The following is a 19848-nucleotide window of genomic DNA, read 5'->3' on the forward strand; positions in this document are numbered from 1 at the left end:
TACGTGTCATTACCACGCTAGGAGGGCTTGTTATTATTTAAAAAATTACTTTTTTTAGCTCACAGCAGCATCAAACACTAACTTTCCTAAACGATATAAACGCTTGGCTTGCTCACCATAATCAATGCTATCGCCTTCAACCCGACGACGATTGAGCTGAGTATTAATACCATCTTGATACATTTGTTGGATATTGTCTTGAAGTACATCAAGATTGTAATTTAGCCTATCTTGACTCACTGATAGCGGTATCACACGCTCTGTTTTCATCAATGATTTATTGTATTCAACAGCGTCAAAAATAATTTTTGCTTTCTCCGTTTGAATATCAGTTAAATCATACGGCGGTAACCACTCTTCAACCGGTTTTAGTTTATCTACTTGATTGACCAACATGATGATCTTAGGGGCTTTACGGTTTTGATTTTTCGCCTGAGCATAGAAATCATCAACCATTTGCTTAAGGTGAAGATCCGCTTGGCGAGATGACTGATTAGCCTTTAATACCCACAGCACCACATCACTTTGGGTGATCTGTGTTAGCAGCATCTTATTAACGCTTTCAGAGCCATCAATGCCCGGTAAATCAATTAGATTAATGACATCCGTACCTTCTACTTCGCATTTATACGTTGTGGCTTTATCTGTAGATGGTAATGCGCTGATCTCTGCTGACATTTCCCCTAATAGACCATTCACAACCGAAGATTTACCTGCACTCACCTGACCCACAACCGCAATACGCAATGGCTCCACTGCAATGGCTTCCGACTGCTGATCTTCATCAAACATTTTACTGTGCGGCACTGATGCATCATCTAACTTGAAGTGGCCGCTATATAAATCAATGGCAACCGAAGCCACTTCTTGTAACAACGTGGTTTTTAGCTTTTTTTGCACTTCTAAGCTGACATCATCAAACAATTTGCCAAGCACTAAACCTCGGGCTTCTGCCAGCCAACCTGTAGGGGTCGCAATACGAAACAGACGATAAATATCGTAAGCCGATTTTGCGTAACCCACTTTATCTTTGAGCTGATAACCCTGCTTTAAACTCTTTAACGTAATTTTTTCCGCAAATGGCACGTGCTCTTGCAAGAAGTGACGGTAACGTCGGCTTACCTCTTCAACCATGAGTAAAAACTCAGGAGCAGTAAATGATAAACGCTGGGAAGAACGTCCTTGATTAAAGCGATCTGCCACTTCCGCCACCAGCACATAGGAATGGGCTTGCAAGGCTTCCCACTCAGGTGCATCGGTAAGTTGCTGTTGGATCAAATGGGTCATTTCATCCCATACTTGATTCTCAAACTCTCCCCACTGCGGATTGCCAGTAACATCTAGCGGTGCAAGATCGTCATTTACTGCCTGACTCACTACTTTTTTACGGCGAATGATCCAATAAGGGACAAACACCAATAAACAAGAAATAGCAATTAAGCCAAAGAACAATAACCATTGGCCGTTATTAATTAAGGCAACAATACCAAAACCAGACAACACCAAAACAGGCAATAAAATCGCTACCGCTAATAGCGGCACAAATCCATCAGACAATTGATTGGCTAACTGATAACTTTTACTTACTCGTTTCATGCTTATCCTTTCTTATCCGTTTTGTTCTGACTGACTTGCTGCTCTGCCACTTTTTTCACAGATTTAAAGGCTTGCTGATAAGTTGTTTTCAGTAGCTCTTTAGATACGGTTTCACCTTTACTGCGATGATACAAATACATTGCAGCAGCTCGACCTATCGCATAAGAAGAAGAAAAGCTCATTGCTGCAGCCGTCGCACTGCCTACGGTTTGCCCATAAGCAGGAATAAACTTCACCAGTTGATTCACACTGAGTTTTGATATGTATTGGAGTAAGAAACCAGAACCTAACATACTGATAAATTCGGCATAATCTTTCTTATTCCATTCCACACCATATTGATTTGCAAGGCTATGCAGCATCTTGCCTTGAATCGCAGGGACGGTGAATAAGCCAATCGCAGGGATCGCATCACTGGCACCTGCAGCCCCAGCATACCAAAGCACTTCTTTTCGTAGACGCTCAAAGTTTTGCTCTTCACGGTTACTGTGCGCCTGTTTATTGGATAACAAGCTCAACATAGGCAAGGTTTCAGCAAGCACAGTATTTAAATTATCAAGACCAATAAGCTGTTGTTCATCAGGAATAAAATCAACAATGATCGGATGATAAGGGTTCAGACCATCATCCGTTGTTGCCTGTTGCCAAGTCGATTCTTTAATGCCCCAGACTTCCATCACACGTTGATGATTATAAGTGATCGCACGTTGACGCTCTTGCTCATCGCTAATGCTGTTAACAGCAGTATGAACAACCAACAGGTGTTTGATCTTACCTGAACGTTTAATCGCTTTAAGTGCATCTAACACTGATGATTGCTCTGGCTCTTCTGCTTTCATCACCACAATCAGTGCGTGGCTTTTACCGCTACACATTGCAATGTCTTCTGCGGGATCGTAACTCGCTTCCGCTAAACCTCGGGTATCAAGGAAGCTAACCAGCGGATTATCAGTTGGATATTGGTAAAGCGAAGCGGTACGAGTACAAGGCTGAAAGCCGTTACCAATTTCAACCTGACTACTACCGGTAATGGCTTGGATTACTGTGGATTTTCCCGCCCCTGTTTTACCCAATAACCATAAGGTAGGAATGTGCTTTTGCCACTCATCGAAAGCTGGCGCTAAATCTGGGTTAACCGACGGGTTAATGTATTCATATACTTTTTTGAAAAAACGATTCATTGTTTGTAAATACTCAGAAACCTTCAAAACAATCACTATCGCCTTTCAAAAACGATAGTTATTTACTCATCACGGCCTAAATGCTTACTGCCGCTAGAGCTCACCAAACTCGATACTACGATTGCCATATAAAAAACGCCGACAATCGCTTCTAAATAAGCAAAAACTTTCGCCAATGGTGTCACTGGTAAAATATCGCCATAACCCAATGTGGTTAAGGTAACAAAACTAAAATAGGCCGCATCAGAGAAGTTTTCATGCCAAGGCCCAGGTTTTAAGCCATGGAAAGAATCAGGAAAAAAACGGATTAACATTAAATAGGCTATTGCCCACATTAAACCTAATAATAAGAACAACGCCATCGAACCAATGATCTTGTTAGTATTGATCGAACCTGTGAACAAGATTTGGCGCATGATGGATTTAAACGTGCCAAAGAAAAAAACCAACATTAACGTTAGCATAATAATTTCAATTTCTTCCATGCCCAGTAAAATCCGAGCCACCATTGCCACCACCCAAATACCACCAAGGCTGGCAAGAAATCGAAACCATGACTTATCAAAGCGCAAACTTAATAAACAAACGACAAAGGTGATCACAGTAAAAAGCTCTAACGCATATTGGATCAACCCAGTTGGTAATGCTTTTTCTAACGATGCACTGATCAATAAACTGACGAGTGCAATGGTTAGAAAAAAGAAGTTATTCTGCGCATTAATTTTTTCAATCTTTTTCTGTAACACAGTGTTCTCTACTCCATGCAATGAACAAACAGCCCAAACTTTATCGTGCTAAACGGTGATGAGCTTTAGCAAAATGCCCTGAGCAGAATGCACCAATAATGGACAACTCCCCAGCTAGACATAATGCCGCACACACTTCCGCTAACGCTTGCGACTGACCACTTCCATATAAACCTAATAGTTCTAAACAGGCTTTTTGTGTTGGAAGATGCGTTCCACCACCCACTGTTCCTACCATTAAATTCGGTAATGTTACTGATACACAGAGTCCATCTTGTTGATTTAGTTCCATTCTTGTAATACCAACAGAGGATTCTGCTACACATGCTGCATCTTGCCCGCAAGCAATATAAAACGCGGCTAATGCATTTGCATAGTGTGCATTTACTCCAATCGTACCACTTAGGGCGCCGCCCACTGTGGTCATTTTACCGAAATCGACCATTTTTTCTGGCGTCGTGTGTAGATATTTCTTTACAAGCTCACGACTTAAATGCACTTCAGCGGTTACTTTCTTGCCACGTACTGAACGTAAGGTTTGTGCCGTCGCTTTTTTATCACCGGATAAATTACAGTCTAAGAAAGCATCAACTGGTTTGATTGGTGTATTGGCAAGAATGTATTCAAAAACCGCATTGGTCGAAATGGTCACCATGTTTTGACCTGATGCATCGCCCGTTAAGTATTCAAACACCAAATACACATGATTGCCTTCCATGCTTAAATTAATGTCAGATAACTTGCCATAACGGGTCGTCGATTCAGCGATTGTCTTGAATGTATCGTATTGGGTGGTGACCCAAGTAATAAACTGACTCGCTTGCACTAAAGATTCAAATGCAAATCCCGGTGCACGTGTAACCCCTTCATTAAGCAAAATCGCACTCGCACCACCTGCTGCACTGATCAGTAATGAACCTCGGTGATAAGAGGCCACTAATGCTGCTTCCGTTGTCGCCAAAGGAACAAGGTATTCACCACTGGCAAATAAGCCATTCACTTTTAAAGGACCAGCAATGCCTACAGGCAACTTTACGGTTCCTATGAAATTTTCAATATTTTTCTCATAGCACTGCTGCTGTTGCTGGGTTTCAGGATCATAAATAACGGTTTGAGCATTTAGGTTATTTAAAGCTTTCCAACGTTGCTCAATAACTCTGTCACTGATATAAGGGTTACGTGGTAACTTATTCTGTAAAGGCTCATCATTAGGATCAAGACGTTGATGAAGTTCTGAAGGCGAAAGCTGACCTAACATAGAGGTCACATAATCTTGACGATGTAAATTAAGTTTAGGCATGAATACAATACGTTAGCAAATGAGCCTACATTATATAGGTAAATCAATTATTCACTGCTCATGCCAGATAAGTTAAAAGTTAATGCCCCGCCAGATGCTTAAAGCACCGTAACGTGATCCCAAAACAACAAACCTACCTGTTCATGTTTCGATTTAACTCACAAATTTGAGGCACAAAAAAAGCCGAACATTGTCGGCTTTTTTGCTTTATTACTCGTATCCGGTGAGCTCCATGAAACCTTTCCCAGTATGGCTTCCTTTGACTCTTATCGGCCCTTCCCAATATGGAAATATGAATGGCAACCATTGATCACGGCGAACAACCTGTGTTTCAAGTTTAATGGATTGCGATGGAATATCGATTTCCCACACTAACGGGAATCGTTTCCCTTGCACACCATAATATTTAATCGGCTTCATTCTAATTTGGTTATTATCTAACTTCACCACTTTACCGTCCGGCCAAGATCGTGAGCCAAAGAAATACGGTGCATTATCTTTTTCACGCAGCTGAGAAACCATCAGAGCGCTACCATCATCCAGATGAATCGAGAACCAATCCCAGCCCTGTTGCTGTTTACTCAACATGCTGCTACTCCATTCACGATCAAACCAACCTTCGCCTTTCACATGGTAAGTTTTACCATCCAGCTCAATCATGCCTTTGACATTTAAAAACGGTGCACTGTAGTAATAGGATGCAATGTCGAGTAATGGGTGCTTTTTGCTGTACCCTTCGTCCCCTTGTAGCACGATAGAACCCGCCTGTGACACATCAAGAATCGCTTCCATGTCATCGTCAGCAAATTCTAATCGGCCGGGGAAAGGTGAAGTCCCTTTTGCACGCCAAGCCCAGTTATCTAACCAAGCTCGAAATGGATTTAAAATCACACCAGCTTGACCTATTCCACCACGAGCAAAACGTTCTGCTCGCCAGATCTTATTTTTAGTAGTGATCACCGCATGTGCCATGTACATCTGCGGTGTTTTCCAACCTTTGTTATCTTCATCGCCTGTCGCCATGCGAAATAGCGTCCACTGTAACGCCATTTGTGTGCCATCATCAGCTTCAAGGTTAGTTGTGAAATACCACCACTCCGCACGGTAATCAGGGTGGGCACCAAAATCTTGTGGAAAAACGAGCTTCTCACCTTTTACAACAGGCTCAAAAACATAATCCGTTGATTGGGTTAACGATTCGACTGATTTACTTTTTGGCTTTGGTTGTTCACAGCCACTTAGCACCACTACCACAGCTAAAGCCGTTACGACTCGTGTTAACCATGTATGTTTTCTTGTCATTAGAATGACTCCCTTAAAGACAAGATGGCAGAGCGACGCACTAAACGCCATACAGGCCATGCACCCGCAACTAATAAGGCTAACAGCGCAGTACCCAGCGTAGTGAAGTAATCAACTGGAAAATATTGCACTGGCATTGTCCAACCAAATGAATACTTCAAAACAACATCAATCAATAACTGCGCAAGGAACAAGCCAAGAGGCAATGCAATAAGCGCCGTCATAATACCAATCAGTAATAACTGACCACCGCCTAATAATGCTAATTCTCGTCCTGACATTCCCATACAGCGCAGTAAAGAGAACTGACGTTGACGAGAGATCTCACCAGCTACCGTGGCAAAGAACAAACCACATACCGCAATAAACAGTGTTAAATGTCCTAAGGTTGAAGTAACCACGAAGGTACGATCAAAAACACCCATCGCTTCTTTCATTAAGGCGGCATTATTACGAATACGCTCAGGTTGTAGACGGAAACGTGCACCTAAATCGGCTAACAACTTATCAGGATTAGCATTCTTATTTAAATGAATAGCTAAACCCACTTGCCCAGAATGCGGCCAGAAACGTTGCCACTTAGATTGTGAGATCAACACCTGACCATAAGGATTACCGTAGTCATAATAGATCCCAACGATTTTCCACTTCTTATTCATTGGGGCTGGTAAATCGATCACATCCCCTACACTCCAATGGTTTTTAAGTGCCAGAGATTCACTGACCATTACCGAGCGGCTGGAATGTAAAGTACGCCAATATTCATAAGCGGTTTCTTTCACCGATAGTGCACGTTTCTCACCGGCTGTTTCACCGATACTCATGACCTGAATCGTTCCCGTATCAGACGGCGTTTCTTTCTGCCAACTCCACCATACTTGTTCTACTTCAGGCTGATCTTGGAGCCATTTTGAAATACGTGGTGCCATGTTCATTGATGGACGAATATAGATATCTGCCGCTAATCGCTGTTCTAGCCAACTTTCAGTTGTGTTTCTAAAACTGCCAACCATGGTTTCCATACCGATGTTGGATGCCAATGCCAGCATAAATGCCATTGCTGCGACACCTCGGTAACTTAAACTAGCGGCTGCATCATTAAAGAACCAACGCAGTTGTGCAGAACGACAGACCTTGCCAAGTCCAAGGAATAGCTTCCACAGTAAGAACGGCATAAATAAGCCACATGCAATCAGAATAAATGCAATTAATGCAAAGCCTGCTAATTGACCATGTGGTAATTGATATATACCAAAAGCGATTAATATAAAGACGCCAGAAAACAACGCCTGCCATGCAAACTCACGACCACTAAAGCGAATCAATGATAAATGTGCTGATAAACGCGCAGGTTGGGTTTTCACTAAGCGGATCATTGGCCATGTACAAGCAAACATACAACCGAATACAGCTATTGCTAAGCTTGCTAGTCCCCAAGACCAATGCCATTGAATATGTAGACTAACGTTAGCGCTATATAAATCATTCAATGATGCAGCAACACTTGGTAACAGTTGCTGAGCTAATAATAAGCCCAGCAAGTTACCACCAATTAAGCCCAGCACAATCCACGCAGACAACTCAAACACTAAAGCTTTAGCAATTTGCCCACTGTTAACACCTAACTGGCGCAATATCCCAACTAATGGCTGACGTTGAGCAAATGACAGTGACATGGCTTGATAGAAAATAAATAGACCTACCACAAACGACAGCATACCCATGGCAAACAAGTTCAAATGGAATGCATTCGTTAGTGGTTCTAATTTCGCACTTTGCTTACGCTCTAACGTTAAGCCCGGTGGTAAGATATGGATCAATTTACTTAGCTGGTCACGGCTCATCTCGCCACAAACAACCGCAGTAAAACCAGAGCTTGGATTCAACTCACGCAGCAAAGCAATATCGGCAATCATTCTCGGCTCATTCATACGATCATCTTGAATGATTTCAATCGGCCCGATCTTTTTACCTGAATCTAAAGTGATCATACTGCCATCACTCAAACCAATATAATTAGCCAGTTGCTGACCAATCATGATTGGGTATGGTGGGCGCATTAATTCCAGTAACTTTACCTTACCATCATCAAGACGGTGTGAATCACTGATCCCCATCAACGCAACAGGATCGATACCTAATAACTGGAAATCACGTTGTTGATCAGTAACGATGCGGTATTCTTCCAATGGTGAACACGCTTTTAAACCAGCGCGACGCATTTGAATATAGAAGCCCTGTGGGACTTTCATCCCAACTTGTGCATGACGGATCCGATAAGGAAATGGATTAGAAAAGAGTTGTTCACCTTCACGGTAGCTTTCTTTCGCTTGTTGGTTAACAGCCATCACCCCAACCAACAAAGCAATGCCAAGTGTTAAACCTAGCCAGACGAGAATAATTTGAAACGGGTGACGTCGATAATGCCCCCACAGCGCATTAACTACGGGGCGTAACATGTAACTGTCCCCCTTGCAGACGCACCTGCCCCTGCATATGTGAAGCCACTTTATTACTGTGCGTCACCACTAATAATGTACAGTGTAATTTTTTCGTCAGTGAAATAAGTAAACGGATCACCGCTTCAGCGTTACGTTCATCAAGGCTACCGGTTGGCTCATCGGCTAACAGAATTTTAGGTTCCATATAAATAGCGCGAGCAATCGCAGCACGTTGTTGCTGTCCACCGGAGATTTCTTCAGGATAACGATCAAGTAGAGACATTAAATTCAGCGCCGAGATCAACTGACGCCACAATTTATCATCCGCAGGGAGCCCCTTTAATTGACGACAGAAACGAATATTATCAGCCACCGTCAAGGTTGGTAGTAAATTGTATTGTTGGAAGACTAAACCAATATTATCACGGCGAAACGCAGTACGTTCACGCTCAGAAATCGAATGGATAGGTGTATTTCCTAGCCAAATTTCTCCCTCTTCTGGAATATCTAATCCCGCAATCAGGTTTAAAAGTGTACTTTTTCCAGAGCCACTTTCTCCCATTAACGCAATTTGATCCCCAGGTTCGAGCTCTAAATTCGTCCCTTGCAGCACGGAATGAAACTCGGCACCATCACGGTATCCTTTACAGAGTTCCGCCAGTCGTAACATCTATATCACCAACACTTGAGTTTCTATTAATTACTCAAAAAACTCAGTAATTAATCAAAATAACTTTAATAAATACTTCATGTATTTACCGAGGCAAAATTTACCTTAAATAGCCCTGTCAATAAAGCAATTTAGGTTTTGAGAACGACTATTTATAAATTTTTGTCTACTCATATCGGATTAACATTAATACTGTATTTGCCTTCATATTAGAGCGTAGAGTAATACACTGATAAATAATATCTATGATGACCATCAATTCTACTTATCTTAAGCCACTAAATTATTAATCCATCGACGTGAATAAACCCGACAAGATGAAGCAAACCACTTCACGAGTTCTTCTAAGCCAAGTAATGCATATACCCACTCTATCGGCCAATGGAGTACCAGCGCACAGAAAGCGGTTACCGGAATACCTATCACCCACTGAGCAATAATATCTTGGTAAAAACAGAATTTAATATCGCCACCAGCCCGTAATACTCCAACTATCATCACCATAGGAATACTTTTCAATACCAGCACAATGGCGAAAATATCAAAGAAATGATCGGTTAAATTACGTACATCGGGTGTTAATCCTGAAAATAAGGTTAATAGCGGCTGCTTTATGCCAAACATCAAAAGCACGGTTGCTAATGCACACACCAAATTGACTAATGAAAAAGCCCACGCTTTTAAATAAGCTTCTTCATTTTTATTAGCACCAAGTAAATTTCCAATAAACACCGCTGATGCATTAGAAATACCGATCAACATCGCCAACGATAATGATTCAATTGGGGTGATAACCGACATTGCCGCCAGACCATCAACGCCTAATTGACCAATAATCGCGTGATAAACAAAAATACCACCAGCCCAGGCTAAATGATTAAATGTAATAGGCAGCGATAATTTCAGAAAACGAGAAATATCTTTTTGATTGCAAACAGTCTTAATTGTCGAAAAGTCGAAGGCTAATAAATGGTTACGACCGTATAAATAAGCAGCCAGCAACACAAGTTCGATTGCCCCACTTAATAACGTTGCCCATGCCGCCCCTTTGATCCCCATGGCTGGCAAACCAAACTGACCAAAGATCAAAACCCAATTAAGGAACATATTGGCCGCTATACCAATCGCACTAAAGAACGTACTGATACCCGGTTGATGCATTGAACGTAAACCAACCGCCATACTTATACCAAATGCAGCCCCTAATAGGTTAAATGCAGTAATACGTAAATAATCAGAGCCAAGCGCAATAACCTCTGGTGATTGAGTGGCAAGCCCCATAATGCTTTCAGGTATAAATAAGAACAAAGCCGCAGCCACAGAAGCAAAGCCACCACTGATCATTACCGTTAATGCTGTTGCTTCACGCACCCCTTGCTTGTTATTTGCTCCCCAATACTGAGCCGTTAGCATCGCACCGCCCGTCGAAACTCCAAACAACATAATAATTGCGACAAAAAATGCTTTACCGGCAATACCTGCTGCTGCAACCTCAACATTACCGAGCTGTCCTAGCATTAAAATATCGACAAGACTGCGGCTTGAAAATAGCATCGATTGCAATGCAATAGGCAGTGCTATCCAAAATAGTGAGCGAAAAAAACCACGATTAAACTGTTGTAGTACAAGAGTCGGCATTATCATTATCCCTAATGAAGACAAGCGAAAGGCTAATGGCTTTTCTATTAAATTTACAAATACATAACCTTCACAATGATGCATTGTGAGTAAGAACAACTAGAATGGACACGCTGGTGGCACGTAAAGCAAGCGAACAATCTCAGGCGTGAACGGCTATGCTAATCTTATAAATTTTTCGATGCCATTCATATTTTTCTGTTATTCGTTACAATTAACAAAAATATAGTTATTTATAATCAGCCATACCCAAATAATAACCATAAGGAAATGGAGCGATGAAGTAATGGGCAAAACAATTCTGGTAGTCGGTGCATCAGGATATGTAGGTAGTCACCTCGTACCTGAATTACTCAATCAAGGCCACCGTGTCAAAGCAACAGGACGTAATTTACAACTATTACGTAAACGCGGTTGGAATGAACTTGAACGCCTTGAACTCATTCATTTAGATCTCAGCGACAATAAAGATCTCACTGATTTACTTCATGATGTCGATATTGTCTATTTCCTTGTTCATGGTATGAACCATGGTCATGACTTCATTGATTTTGAGCTCGATTGTGCCCGTCATTTTTCTCAGTACCTTGAAAAAAGTCACGTTAAACAAGTCATTTATTTAGGTGCATTACAGTCAGAAGATGCCGCTTCTACTCATCTTATTGCCCGTAAAGAAACAGGTAATATTCTCCGCGGCAGTGGCAAAACTACGATTGAATTACGTGCAGGTATTATTATCGGTCCGGGCTCTGCTGCCTTTGAGGTCATGCGTGATTTTGTTAGCCATTTGCCTGTTATGCTAACGCCTAAATGGGTAACATCACGCAACTCACCGATTGCTCTTAGAAATCTATTATTCTATCTCACAGAGCTGATCAAAAAGCCCGCTGACGAAAACGTGATTTTCGAGGTTGCAGGCCCTGAACAACTTACTTACCGTGAACAAATGGTGAGGCTTGGTAAACTGATCAATAAAAAGATCCATGTTATTCCACTTAAGTTTTTAAGCCCTACATTAGCCGCCTATTGGCTGCGGTTTATTACCTCTGTGCCAACCAATATTGCCCGAGCGTTAATTAACGGCCTGCAATATGACTTACCCGCAGATGGAAGCAAACTGCAAGCCTACATTCCCCAAGTACTGCTCAGTTATGATGATGCGGTAGCCGAAGCGTTAGAAATGAATGATGAGATCATTGATAGCGAAATATGGGGATTCGATCCAGATGCGTTGTCTCGTTGGCAACCCGATTATGGCTACTACCCTAAGCAAGCAGGATACACCTTAAAAACCGATGCTAGCTGCGAAGATTTATGGCGACAAGTTCAGCTTATCGGTGGTGATGAAGGCTACTTTTTTGCCAATGGCTTATGGCGATTACGTGAATGGATGGATGCCATGATTGGCGGCAATGCATTAGAGCGTTATCGTCGTGATCCTAATCATCTAGAGCTCGGTGATCGTATTGATTCATGGAAAGTGATCAGTTTAGAAGAGAACCACTTCTTATCACTACTTTTTGGCATGAAAGCACCTGGCTTGGGTCGTTTAGAATTTACCATTAATGATCATGGCAAGTACCGTACGGTTGATATACGAGCATGGTGGCACCCTAAAGGCTTTAAAGGGTTATTGTATTGGTTTGCCATGATGCCAGCACACTTGTTTATCTTCCGAGGTATGACACATCAACTGGTGAAACGCTGTAAAGCCAAAGCAAAAGATGGTCATATAGATACCGTTTAAATCGTTGTAAACACTATAAACTAGATCAAAAACGCCCAATTGAATCGCTATCAATTGGGCGTTTTTATTCATACTTGTTACTCACGCATGTCAGTCTGTTACATGCCTGATTTCGTTATGCGGTTACATCTTCTTTTGCACATGTCATTCTCAGTGCTGCTATTGGTCCACTAATTAAAGTAAAACCAATCAAGATAGATACTGGCACAGCCGTTATCACAATAAAGGATTGCAGTGCATTCAAACCACCATCTCCAGCTAATAACAATACCGCTGCTACAACACCCATAGTGATAGCCCAGAACAAACGGTGTTTGCTATCAGGCTCATTGTCACCTGACACCACCATCGCAATGGAATACGCCATTGAATCCCCTGTTGTGACAACAAAGGTGGTGGTTAACACTAGAAATGCAGGTAATAATATACTGCTAAATGGTAAGTTAGACAGCGTTGCTAATAGTACAGCAGGCAATCCAGCATCATTTAACGGTCCTGAAATTACACCCGGATTTTGCAGTTCAAGATAAATCCCGCTTCCACCTAATACAGTAAACCAGAAGTTTGTCGCTATCGGTGCACCAATAGCAACGGCTAACACTAGCCCACGAATACTTCGGCCTTCTGAAATACGTGCAATGAAGATCGCCATCATAGGAGCAAAACCAATAAACCAGCCCCAGAAGAACCATGTCCACCACACATTCCAAGATGGCTTGTCTGTCGTGAGGCTTAACTCACCAAAATGCTGTAGATATCCACCAAAGGCGCTACCGAACTCGTTTAAAATAAACTTGGTTGGACCTAAAAAAAGCATCACTAATAACAAGCCAAAGGCACCAATCACATTAATACGTGATAACCACTGCAAGCCTTTATCCATGCCAGATGCTGCAGAAATCGAATACACAGCAACTACGACAGCTAAAATAAGTAATTGAGATTGGACATTGTTTTCTAAGCCAGTAAGTAGCTCTAAGCTATAACCTAATTGCGATGCTAAAAATCCAATCGGACCAATGGTACCTGCTGCAACAGCAATAATAGAACATGCATCTATCACGCTACCCATCCAATGATTTTCAAGCTTGCTACCAAAGATAGGAAACAGCAAAGCACGCGGACGTAACTTTACGCCGTGTTCATGGTGTGCGTACATCAACACAATTGTTGCCAATGTGCCTAATACAGCCCAGGCTAAAAAGCCCCAATGTAAGAAGGCTTGATCCAGTGCTGGAGCTACCGCTTGCAGCGTTGAACCGCTCACATCTGAAAATGCTGGTGGTGGCGTAATAAAGTGATAAATCGGCTCAGCTGCAGACCAAAACACCCCGCCACCCGCTAATAAGGTACACATGATCATGGCTAACCATCGGAACGTACCGATCGTCGGCTTAGATTCCGCACCCATGACCTTTTTCCCCAGTGGGCTAAATGCCAAAACTAAAGCAAAAATGAAATTAACCAGCATCAACCACTGCCAGCTTTGGCCAAAAGTATTGGCGGCAGATTCGAAACTTGTTTGAATAAATGCTGTAAAACTGGACATATCGAACAGTGCAGCAAAAATGAATAAAGAAATGAAACCAATCGTTAGAATTGGAACAAGTTTAGCTTCAACATTGCTTGAAACTTCACTTGAAGAAGTAGCGTCACCATTAGCTATTTGGCATACGTTAGTTGACATAAATATCTCACTTTGTGTGTGAGGGACGAGAGATTAACAGCCCATACACACAAAAGCCAGATAAAAAACCTTTATTATTCAAAGCAAAAGTAGCATAAACCACTTTAATATTCGTTTTTAAGTGGCATATCATGATGTTACGACTTTGTATAACAATTAAACTTAATTGCCACTTAATAATATTAATAATAGCATTATCAAGAAAAAAGCAGCGTTTAGCTAACAGTTAAAAATAATTACTACTCTAACCAATTTCACCTAAATCAAGAGCATTCACCCCTAATAACTATTCAGTTTTCTTTCTACATGATTGAAAACAATCGCGCTGCAACTGCTTCATTTTCACTAATCAACGATTAAATCGTAAAACGTTAACGTGTTCTGTTTACTGATATGCAAGATTTGTTGTTTAGGCACTAACAACCATTGCTCATTTTGCTCTAATGGCTCAGAAGCTAGCGTGACACTTTCAGGTGTTTGCTTTATATAAATAGTAGGTGCTGCATTATCTGTGCTGTAGCGCACCACCCAAAAGCTATTACCATCTGAAATACAAATGGATGCCTGAAGTGGTTGAGTGACTTCTTTTTCCTGCATTGCCTGTTCGATTTCATACATAGTCTGATTTATCGCAGCAATAGGATCGTTTTGTAGGCCATTTTTGATCATCAACAGAAAGATAATTTCACTATCTGTTGTACCTACTCGCTTGTTATATAAACTTTCAGACAGTAAACGCTCTAATGAAAAACGGACTTTATCAAAGTCACCTATCTGACCGTTATGTAAAAACATCCATTGCTCATAAATAAATGGATGGCAGTTAGCTCGTGAGACTTCAGCACCAGTAGAGAAACGCACATGTGCCATAAAACGATGAGAACAAATATGATGCGTTAAAGAGCGAAGATTATCGTCAGCCCACGCAGGTATAATCTCATGATAACGTCCAGGCATTTCACGTTCGGCATACCAGCCCAGTCCAAAACCGTCACCATTGACATAGTTAACCGCTTTACGCTCTTCTAATGTTTGGTGGATCAAAGAATGCTCTGGTTGATAAATCAGTTCATCTAAATAAATTGCGTTACCGTGATATGCAAGCCAACGAGACATAGTGACACCCATCTGCGATTAAAACTTATCAATAGACGCCTTCACCTATTTAAAATCAACCACTAAACGTCTACTAAGCGAATATCTAAATAAATTAATCACAACCATATAATGATCATTAAAATAACAAATCCCTTTTCATCACCACTGTCACTTATGCAATAACAACTTGTAATAACAGCCATTGCAGCAAGACTTTGAACATTTTAATTTACGTGTTATTTCCGCGGACACTCCACCATGAAATACGCTTCTTTATTAAGTTGTACAGCACTGTTCTCACCACTTGTACTTGCCCAGTCAGATACCATACAACCCCAACAAAATATGGTTTACACCCTTGCAATAACCATTGTTTTCTTAATTGCTATTGCTTGTTACCACGTAACGAAAAACAAACTACGTCAGCACAAACCACAAATCCCCTCTTTCATTCATCACCTCACAGGTTTTGTGATTGGATTTGTTTGTTTCTATGTTCTTTTCTATTTTCTTGGTATGTGCTTCTAAGTTGTAGCAGTGAAATTTAGCGAATGGCAAAGTCATTTGAGTTGTCGTTATCGCTTAACCTGTTAATTCAATACCCGTTAAGCGGTAAACTCTGTTCAACTATCAAGCAGTTATACATCGATTTAGACACTAAGCTGACAATTTACTCCATCATCATTTGTATGCTTATTGTGTAAGTTCCTTTCTCCCTTGGCACCATTACTAAGGAAACTGTATGAAAAAAATAACAATTGCTAGCTTCGCTCTTGCTGCCTTCTTACTCGCAGGGTGTAACAACGCAGACGATCACGAAATTAACGGCTCATTGACACAAGTAGGTGTTGCCAATGACTTCTATCTCAACAACGCTCCTGCAGCGAGTATCATCCTGTCTAAAGACAAAAGCCATTTTCTAACGCTTTCTATCAACAGCAATAGCCTACATACCTTGCTGACCAAAAAAGAAGCGATGAATTACAATCAAGATAATCCAAATATCGACGCATCATTGAATTGGAATGGGCATTTTGTGATCGATAAAACTAAGCCTTCAGGCCTTGTATTACGCTTAGAAAGTCTTGATAAAGAAAACAGCACAGCCAAGATCCACTACACTGCGACACTGGTTAGCCCCAAAGCAGATACCAATAAAACAATCCAGTTAAGTGATTCTTTCACCCTATCAGATAACAATTGGCAGAAGATCGATAAACTCTACCAACAACAGCAAAAGCTGCAGGCTAAACAAGAGAAACAAAACCAAGAAACATCCAAATAGATTAATAACCTAAAGGAATTTCCATCCAATATGGGATATTAATGGACATCGTCGCTTTAACACGTATGATCAGCGGCAATCTATTGAACTCCCATATTGGAATAGCATTTTGATCAGAGAAAATGTCTTTACCTCATACGAAAATTGGACCAAACCTTTCGTATCTGAAGTTGCTGAAATCATTAACCTACTGAAAGATCATGGCTACGATGCAAACAAACTTGCGCTAGTCACTGGTTTACAAGAGAAAAATGTCAGTAGCTGGACAGCAAAATATAAAAAAGAACCTTTTAACATCTCTACTATTCCATACCCATGCTGGTGTTTCCTTGCTGCATTAGTCGGTCGACAAAACATTGCTATGAATGGCGAAGTGATCAAAGTTGAAGACATTCGCCGTGTATTACGCCTCTTTAAACCAACAGCTTTTGGTGCCCGTAATACTTTTGTTTGTCCTACTAGCGAGCAGTTTGCAAAACTGATCGACAGTGGTTTATTTGAAGAAATGACAGCGCAAAATATTTGTGAGCTTTTCAACTGGAACCCAAGCCAATTTATTGAAAGCCTACAAACAGGTAAACTGCCATTCTTAAACTGGTGTTTAATCGTAATGATGCTTGGTATCAACATCCAAAAAATGGTACTGAAAGAACTCGAAGCACCGTTAGAATATATTGCTGAATAAAGCCGAGTTAATCATTAACAACGCTTATTGAAATAGGAACGACGAGATAAAGCTTAAGTTTTACTCGTCGTTTTTTATTACTCAAAACGCTCTCTCCCCGCTCTATCGATCACACACCAACCAAATTTACATCTAGTTACAAATTAAATATTCGAAATTTATCCGCCTGACAGTGATAATAGTTTTTTATCAAATTGTTAAGGATACGTAGAAATGGACAGTAAACTTTCTAAACCCACAATAGCCCTTCACTGGATCACTGGTGTACTTTTTATTGGTGTGATTATTTTAGGGTTATACGTAGAAGGTCTGCCTAGATCACCTGAAAAGTTTGAGCTTCTTGGTATCCACAAATCCTTAGGTGTGATTATTCTTGCTGTTGCACTTATCCGTATTATTTGGCGATTTAAAGAAGGACCTATCACAGGTGCGCCTGAACAAAATCGCGCCCTTCAAATTTTAGCGAAAAGCGTACAACATCTATTATTGCTAGCCACCCTACTCATGCCGATTTCTGGCATCATGATGAATACTGGCGGTGGTAGAGCTTTAGAGGTTTTCGGCGTAGAAATACTTGCTGCTGGAGAGAAAATTGAGTGGCTAGGCTCGCTAGGACATACCATTCACGTGATTGCAGCCAAAATCATTATTGCACTGATTGTTCTTCACGTTATTGGCGCTCTAAAGCATCAACTAGTTAACAGAGATCATGCAATAGAACGTATGTTTGGACGCTAACAGTATTATCACTCACTAATAATGAGTCAGCCACACTCGGCTGACTCCTCTCATTCATATCACGATCTGTTTATTATCAAGAGCCATTAGCGTAGTTTCGCTATTTCACTAATACAACTTTTTGTACACATACGATCTCATTTTCATCTATCACCAGATCCTCTGCACGATATGTTACTAAGCATTTGGTAAATTACGTAACCTGTGAATATTGATCGCACATGTGACCGTTACTTAGCATACTCACTGTAAATTGATAACACAGCCTTAGTATACTTTTGAAGTATCAAATCAACTTAAGTGCACAAGCTATATGGATAGAAATCGCTTGGAAAGATTCAGAGGTGCAGGATGCCAGATTTAGATATGAGAACCGTCAGTTTTCTCGCATCATTTTTTTCACTCATCTTTGGGATTGGTTTGTTGTTCTTTCATTTAGAACAAAAGCACTTCAAAGGTGTAAAACTTATCGCGATTTCTCAACTCTGTATATCTATCGCCACAAGTTTAATTTTTCTACGTGGGCAGATCCCAATGTGGATATCTGTGCTCCTGTCCAATATGATTTTGTGTGGTGGTCTCACTCTATGTCTTTATGGATTTAGCCAATATCGCGAAGCTTGCTCTCGACTATGCAAAATTTCACTTTTTGGCCTAGTGCCCCTGTTTATTGCATTGCTTTATTTTTACTTTATCCAAGATTCTCTCAATGCCAGAGCTTTTAGTGCGAGTTTACATTTCGGTATCACTCAACTTTTAGCTTGTATCGTTATTTTTAAAGGTAAAGCACTCGATAATCCAATCCCCAAATACACACTAGGACTGGCTTTTGGCGTAGTTTCTCTCACCATGTTTATTCGTGCCACACTCGTACTTAATACTGATGAGATCAGCCAATATATGCAGGCAGGCTGGGTTCATCAAATTCCTTATCTCACATTGATGTTTCTCATCATGGCAATGTCATTTAACCTAGTATGGCTGGTCAATGGACGTTTAACCCACTCAGTGGAAGCACTTTCAATAAGAGATAACCTCACCTCGTTATACAACCGTCGAGGTATGGATAAACTGACACCACAGATAACCACCAGTAATGCAAAGCAGCCTCTGCCATTAATCGCTATGATGTGTGATATAGACCACTTTAAATCCATTAACGATAAATTCGGACATCTTGTTGGCGATCAGGTGATTGTGAATGTGTCAGAGCAGATCCAAGCATGTGTCAGAGTCAATGACATCGCTATCCGATATGGCGGCGAAGAATTTTTGATTTTATTACCCAATACTCCCCTTACCAATGCACATATTGTTGCTGAACGCATTCGTGATGCGGTACACAACATACCTGTACCTCATGAAGGAATGTCGCCTATCTCAATCAGTATTGGTGTTTCTCAACAATATAAAGGTGGTGATTTAGATAGCTTAATTAGAGAAGCAGACAAAGCGTTATATCAAGCTAAACAAGGTGGTAGAAATTGCGTGATGATAGCGCCTTGTGAATGCTAAGAATTAAAGGCAAAGCATGTATACCCAAACGACTTCAAGATGCCTGATTCAGAGCGAGGTCACTGAGTTGAATTCAAGAAGACAACGAAGCGGAATAGCTAGCTATTTTCAAGTTGTCTGACGCAAGAAGTCGGCTCAGTGACACTGTTCCCAAAGGGCGAGCGTCCTTAGCTCTCAGACTTTGTTAACGATTCTTAATGTAGAACCACTATATCTACG

The 19848-nt window shown here is 41.0% G+C and carries 17 protein-coding genes; 7 read left to right on the top strand and 10 right to left on the bottom strand.

Going from position 1 to position 19848, the window contains the following annotated elements:
- Positions 1-54: 54 nt before the first annotated feature.
- The 8 genes from Q7657_RS16850 to Q7657_RS16885 form a co-directional block, all read right to left on the bottom strand.
- Positions 55-1596, bottom strand: coding sequence for a GTPase family protein (locus tag Q7657_RS16850; RefSeq protein ID WP_107166610.1), 1542 nt, complete (start codon positions 1594-1596; stop codon positions 55-57).
- A 2-nt stretch (positions 1597-1598) separates the two neighbouring features.
- Positions 1599-2777 (bottom strand): YcjF family protein, encoded by a 1179-nt coding sequence (locus Q7657_RS16855; protein WP_107166611.1) that lies wholly within the window; start codon positions 2775-2777, stop codon positions 1599-1601.
- Between the two features lie 62 nt (positions 2778-2839).
- A complete protein-coding gene (locus tag Q7657_RS16860; RefSeq protein WP_053989657.1) occupies positions 2840-3523 on the bottom strand; it encodes a potassium channel family protein in 684 nt (227 codons plus the stop codon).
- Positions 3524-3563: 40 nt separating this feature from the next.
- Complete coding sequence (locus Q7657_RS16865; RefSeq protein ID WP_107166612.1) at positions 3564-4823, bottom strand: hydroxymethylglutaryl-CoA reductase; 1260 nt, start codon at positions 4821-4823, stop codon at positions 3564-3566.
- A 210-nt stretch (positions 4824-5033) separates the two neighbouring features.
- On the bottom strand, positions 5034-6125 hold the full coding sequence (locus Q7657_RS16870) for a lipocalin-like domain-containing protein (protein WP_107166613.1): 1092 nt from the start codon (positions 6123-6125) through the stop codon (positions 5034-5036).
- Positions 6125-8584 carry an ABC transporter permease gene (locus Q7657_RS16875; protein WP_053989654.1) on the bottom strand — a complete coding sequence of 820 codons (2460 nt, stop codon included), beginning with the start codon at positions 8582-8584 and terminating at the stop codon, positions 6125-6127. The genes Q7657_RS16870 and Q7657_RS16875 overlap by 1 nt, the downstream gene beginning before the upstream one ends.
- The gene (locus Q7657_RS16880; protein ID WP_053989653.1) at positions 8565-9236 is read right to left on the bottom strand and encodes an ABC transporter ATP-binding protein; all 672 of its coding nucleotides are present in this window, start codon (positions 9234-9236) and stop codon (positions 8565-8567) included. Before Q7657_RS16880 ends, Q7657_RS16875 begins: the two co-directional genes overlap by 20 nt.
- Before the next feature lie 270 nt (positions 9237-9506).
- Positions 9507-10874, bottom strand: coding sequence for an MATE family efflux transporter (locus tag Q7657_RS16885; RefSeq protein ID WP_107166614.1), 1368 nt, complete (start codon positions 10872-10874; stop codon positions 9507-9509).
- A gap of 286 nt (positions 10875-11160) precedes the next feature.
- Here Q7657_RS16885 and Q7657_RS16890 point away from each other — a divergent pair, with 286 nt between their 5' ends.
- Entirely contained in the window at positions 11161-12621 is a 1461-nt protein-coding gene (locus Q7657_RS16890) for an SDR family oxidoreductase (protein ID WP_107166615.1), read from the top strand.
- 115 nt (positions 12622-12736) lie between these two features.
- On the opposite strand, the gene Q7657_RS16895 is transcribed toward Q7657_RS16890, so the two are convergent.
- Positions 12737-14308 (bottom strand): BCCT family transporter, encoded by a 1572-nt coding sequence (locus tag Q7657_RS16895; RefSeq protein ID WP_107166616.1) that lies wholly within the window; start codon positions 14306-14308, stop codon positions 12737-12739.
- Between the two features lie 345 nt (positions 14309-14653).
- On the bottom strand, positions 14654-15424 hold the full coding sequence (locus Q7657_RS16900; protein ID WP_107166657.1) for a class II glutamine amidotransferase: 771 nt from the start codon (positions 15422-15424) through the stop codon (positions 14654-14656).
- Between the two features lie 240 nt (positions 15425-15664).
- Here Q7657_RS16900 and Q7657_RS16905 point away from each other — a divergent pair, with 240 nt between their 5' ends.
- The 6 genes from Q7657_RS16905 (at position 15665) to Q7657_RS16930 (ending at position 19629) form a co-directional block, all read left to right on the top strand.
- A complete protein-coding gene (locus Q7657_RS16905; RefSeq protein ID WP_081001742.1) occupies positions 15665-15934 on the top strand; it encodes a hypothetical protein in 270 nt (89 codons plus the stop codon).
- Between the two features lie 23 nt (positions 15935-15957).
- A complete protein-coding gene (locus Q7657_RS16910; RefSeq protein WP_181319879.1) occupies positions 15958-16110 on the top strand; it encodes a hypothetical protein in 153 nt (50 codons plus the stop codon).
- 38 nt (positions 16111-16148) lie between these two features.
- Complete coding sequence (locus Q7657_RS16915) at positions 16149-16691, top strand: hypothetical protein (RefSeq protein WP_107166617.1); 543 nt, start codon at positions 16149-16151, stop codon at positions 16689-16691.
- A 109-nt stretch (positions 16692-16800) separates the two neighbouring features.
- Positions 16801-17376 (top strand): hypothetical protein, encoded by a 576-nt coding sequence (locus Q7657_RS16920; RefSeq protein ID WP_053989647.1) that lies wholly within the window; start codon positions 16801-16803, stop codon positions 17374-17376.
- 213 nt (positions 17377-17589) lie between these two features.
- On the top strand, positions 17590-18114 hold the full coding sequence (locus Q7657_RS16925; protein WP_107166618.1) for a cytochrome b: 525 nt from the start codon (positions 17590-17592) through the stop codon (positions 18112-18114).
- A 351-nt stretch (positions 18115-18465) separates the two neighbouring features.
- A complete protein-coding gene (locus tag Q7657_RS16930; RefSeq protein ID WP_107166619.1) occupies positions 18466-19629 on the top strand; it encodes a GGDEF domain-containing protein in 1164 nt (387 codons plus the stop codon).
- Positions 19630-19848: the final 219 nt, after the last annotated feature.

It is taken from the genome of Candidatus Photobacterium acropomis (assembly GCF_030685555.1).
GTDB lineage: Bacteria > Pseudomonadota > Gammaproteobacteria > Enterobacterales > Vibrionaceae > Photobacterium > Photobacterium lucens.

What these genes read in the sequence shown, in the direction of transcription:
- Q7657_RS16915 (WP_107166617.1), top strand. Translation starts at nt 16,149, where the DNA reads ATGAAAAAAATAACAATTGCTAGCTTCGCTCTTGCTGCCTTCTTACTC.
- Q7657_RS16900 (WP_107166657.1), bottom strand. Translation starts at nt 15,424, where the DNA reads ATGTCTCGTTGGCTTGCATATCACGGTAACGCAATTTATTTAGATGAA.
- Q7657_RS16930 (WP_107166619.1), top strand. Translation starts at nt 18,466, where the DNA reads ATGCCAGATTTAGATATGAGAACCGTCAGTTTTCTCGCATCATTTTTT.
- Q7657_RS16875 (WP_053989654.1), bottom strand. Translation starts at nt 8,584, where the DNA reads ATGTTACGCCCCGTAGTTAATGCGCTGTGGGGGCATTATCGACGTCAC.
- Q7657_RS16870 (WP_107166613.1), bottom strand. Translation starts at nt 6,125, where the DNA reads ATGACAAGAAAACATACATGGTTAACACGAGTCGTAACGGCTTTAGCT.
- Q7657_RS16850 (WP_107166610.1), bottom strand. Translation starts at nt 1,596, where the DNA reads ATGAAACGAGTAAGTAAAAGTTATCAGTTAGCCAATCAATTGTCTGAT.
- Q7657_RS16890 (WP_107166615.1), top strand. Translation starts at nt 11,161, where the DNA reads ATGGGCAAAACAATTCTGGTAGTCGGTGCATCAGGATATGTAGGTAGT.
- Q7657_RS16865 (WP_107166612.1), bottom strand. Translation starts at nt 4,823, where the DNA reads ATGCCTAAACTTAATTTACATCGTCAAGATTATGTGACCTCTATGTTA.
- Q7657_RS16910 (WP_181319879.1), top strand. Translation starts at nt 15,958, where the DNA reads ATGGCAAAGTCATTTGAGTTGTCGTTATCGCTTAACCTGTTAATTCAA.
- Q7657_RS16895 (WP_107166616.1), bottom strand. Translation starts at nt 14,308, where the DNA reads ATGTCAACTAACGTATGCCAAATAGCTAATGGTGACGCTACTTCTTCA.
- Q7657_RS16905 (WP_081001742.1), top strand. Translation starts at nt 15,665, where the DNA reads ATGAAATACGCTTCTTTATTAAGTTGTACAGCACTGTTCTCACCACTT.
- Q7657_RS16925 (WP_107166618.1), top strand. Translation starts at nt 17,590, where the DNA reads ATGGACAGTAAACTTTCTAAACCCACAATAGCCCTTCACTGGATCACT.
- Q7657_RS16855 (WP_107166611.1), bottom strand. Translation starts at nt 2,777, where the DNA reads ATGAATCGTTTTTTCAAAAAAGTATATGAATACATTAACCCGTCGGTT.
- Q7657_RS16885 (WP_107166614.1), bottom strand. Translation starts at nt 10,874, where the DNA reads ATGCCGACTCTTGTACTACAACAGTTTAATCGTGGTTTTTTTCGCTCA.
- Q7657_RS16880 (WP_053989653.1), bottom strand. Translation starts at nt 9,236, where the DNA reads ATGTTACGACTGGCGGAACTCTGTAAAGGATACCGTGATGGTGCCGAG.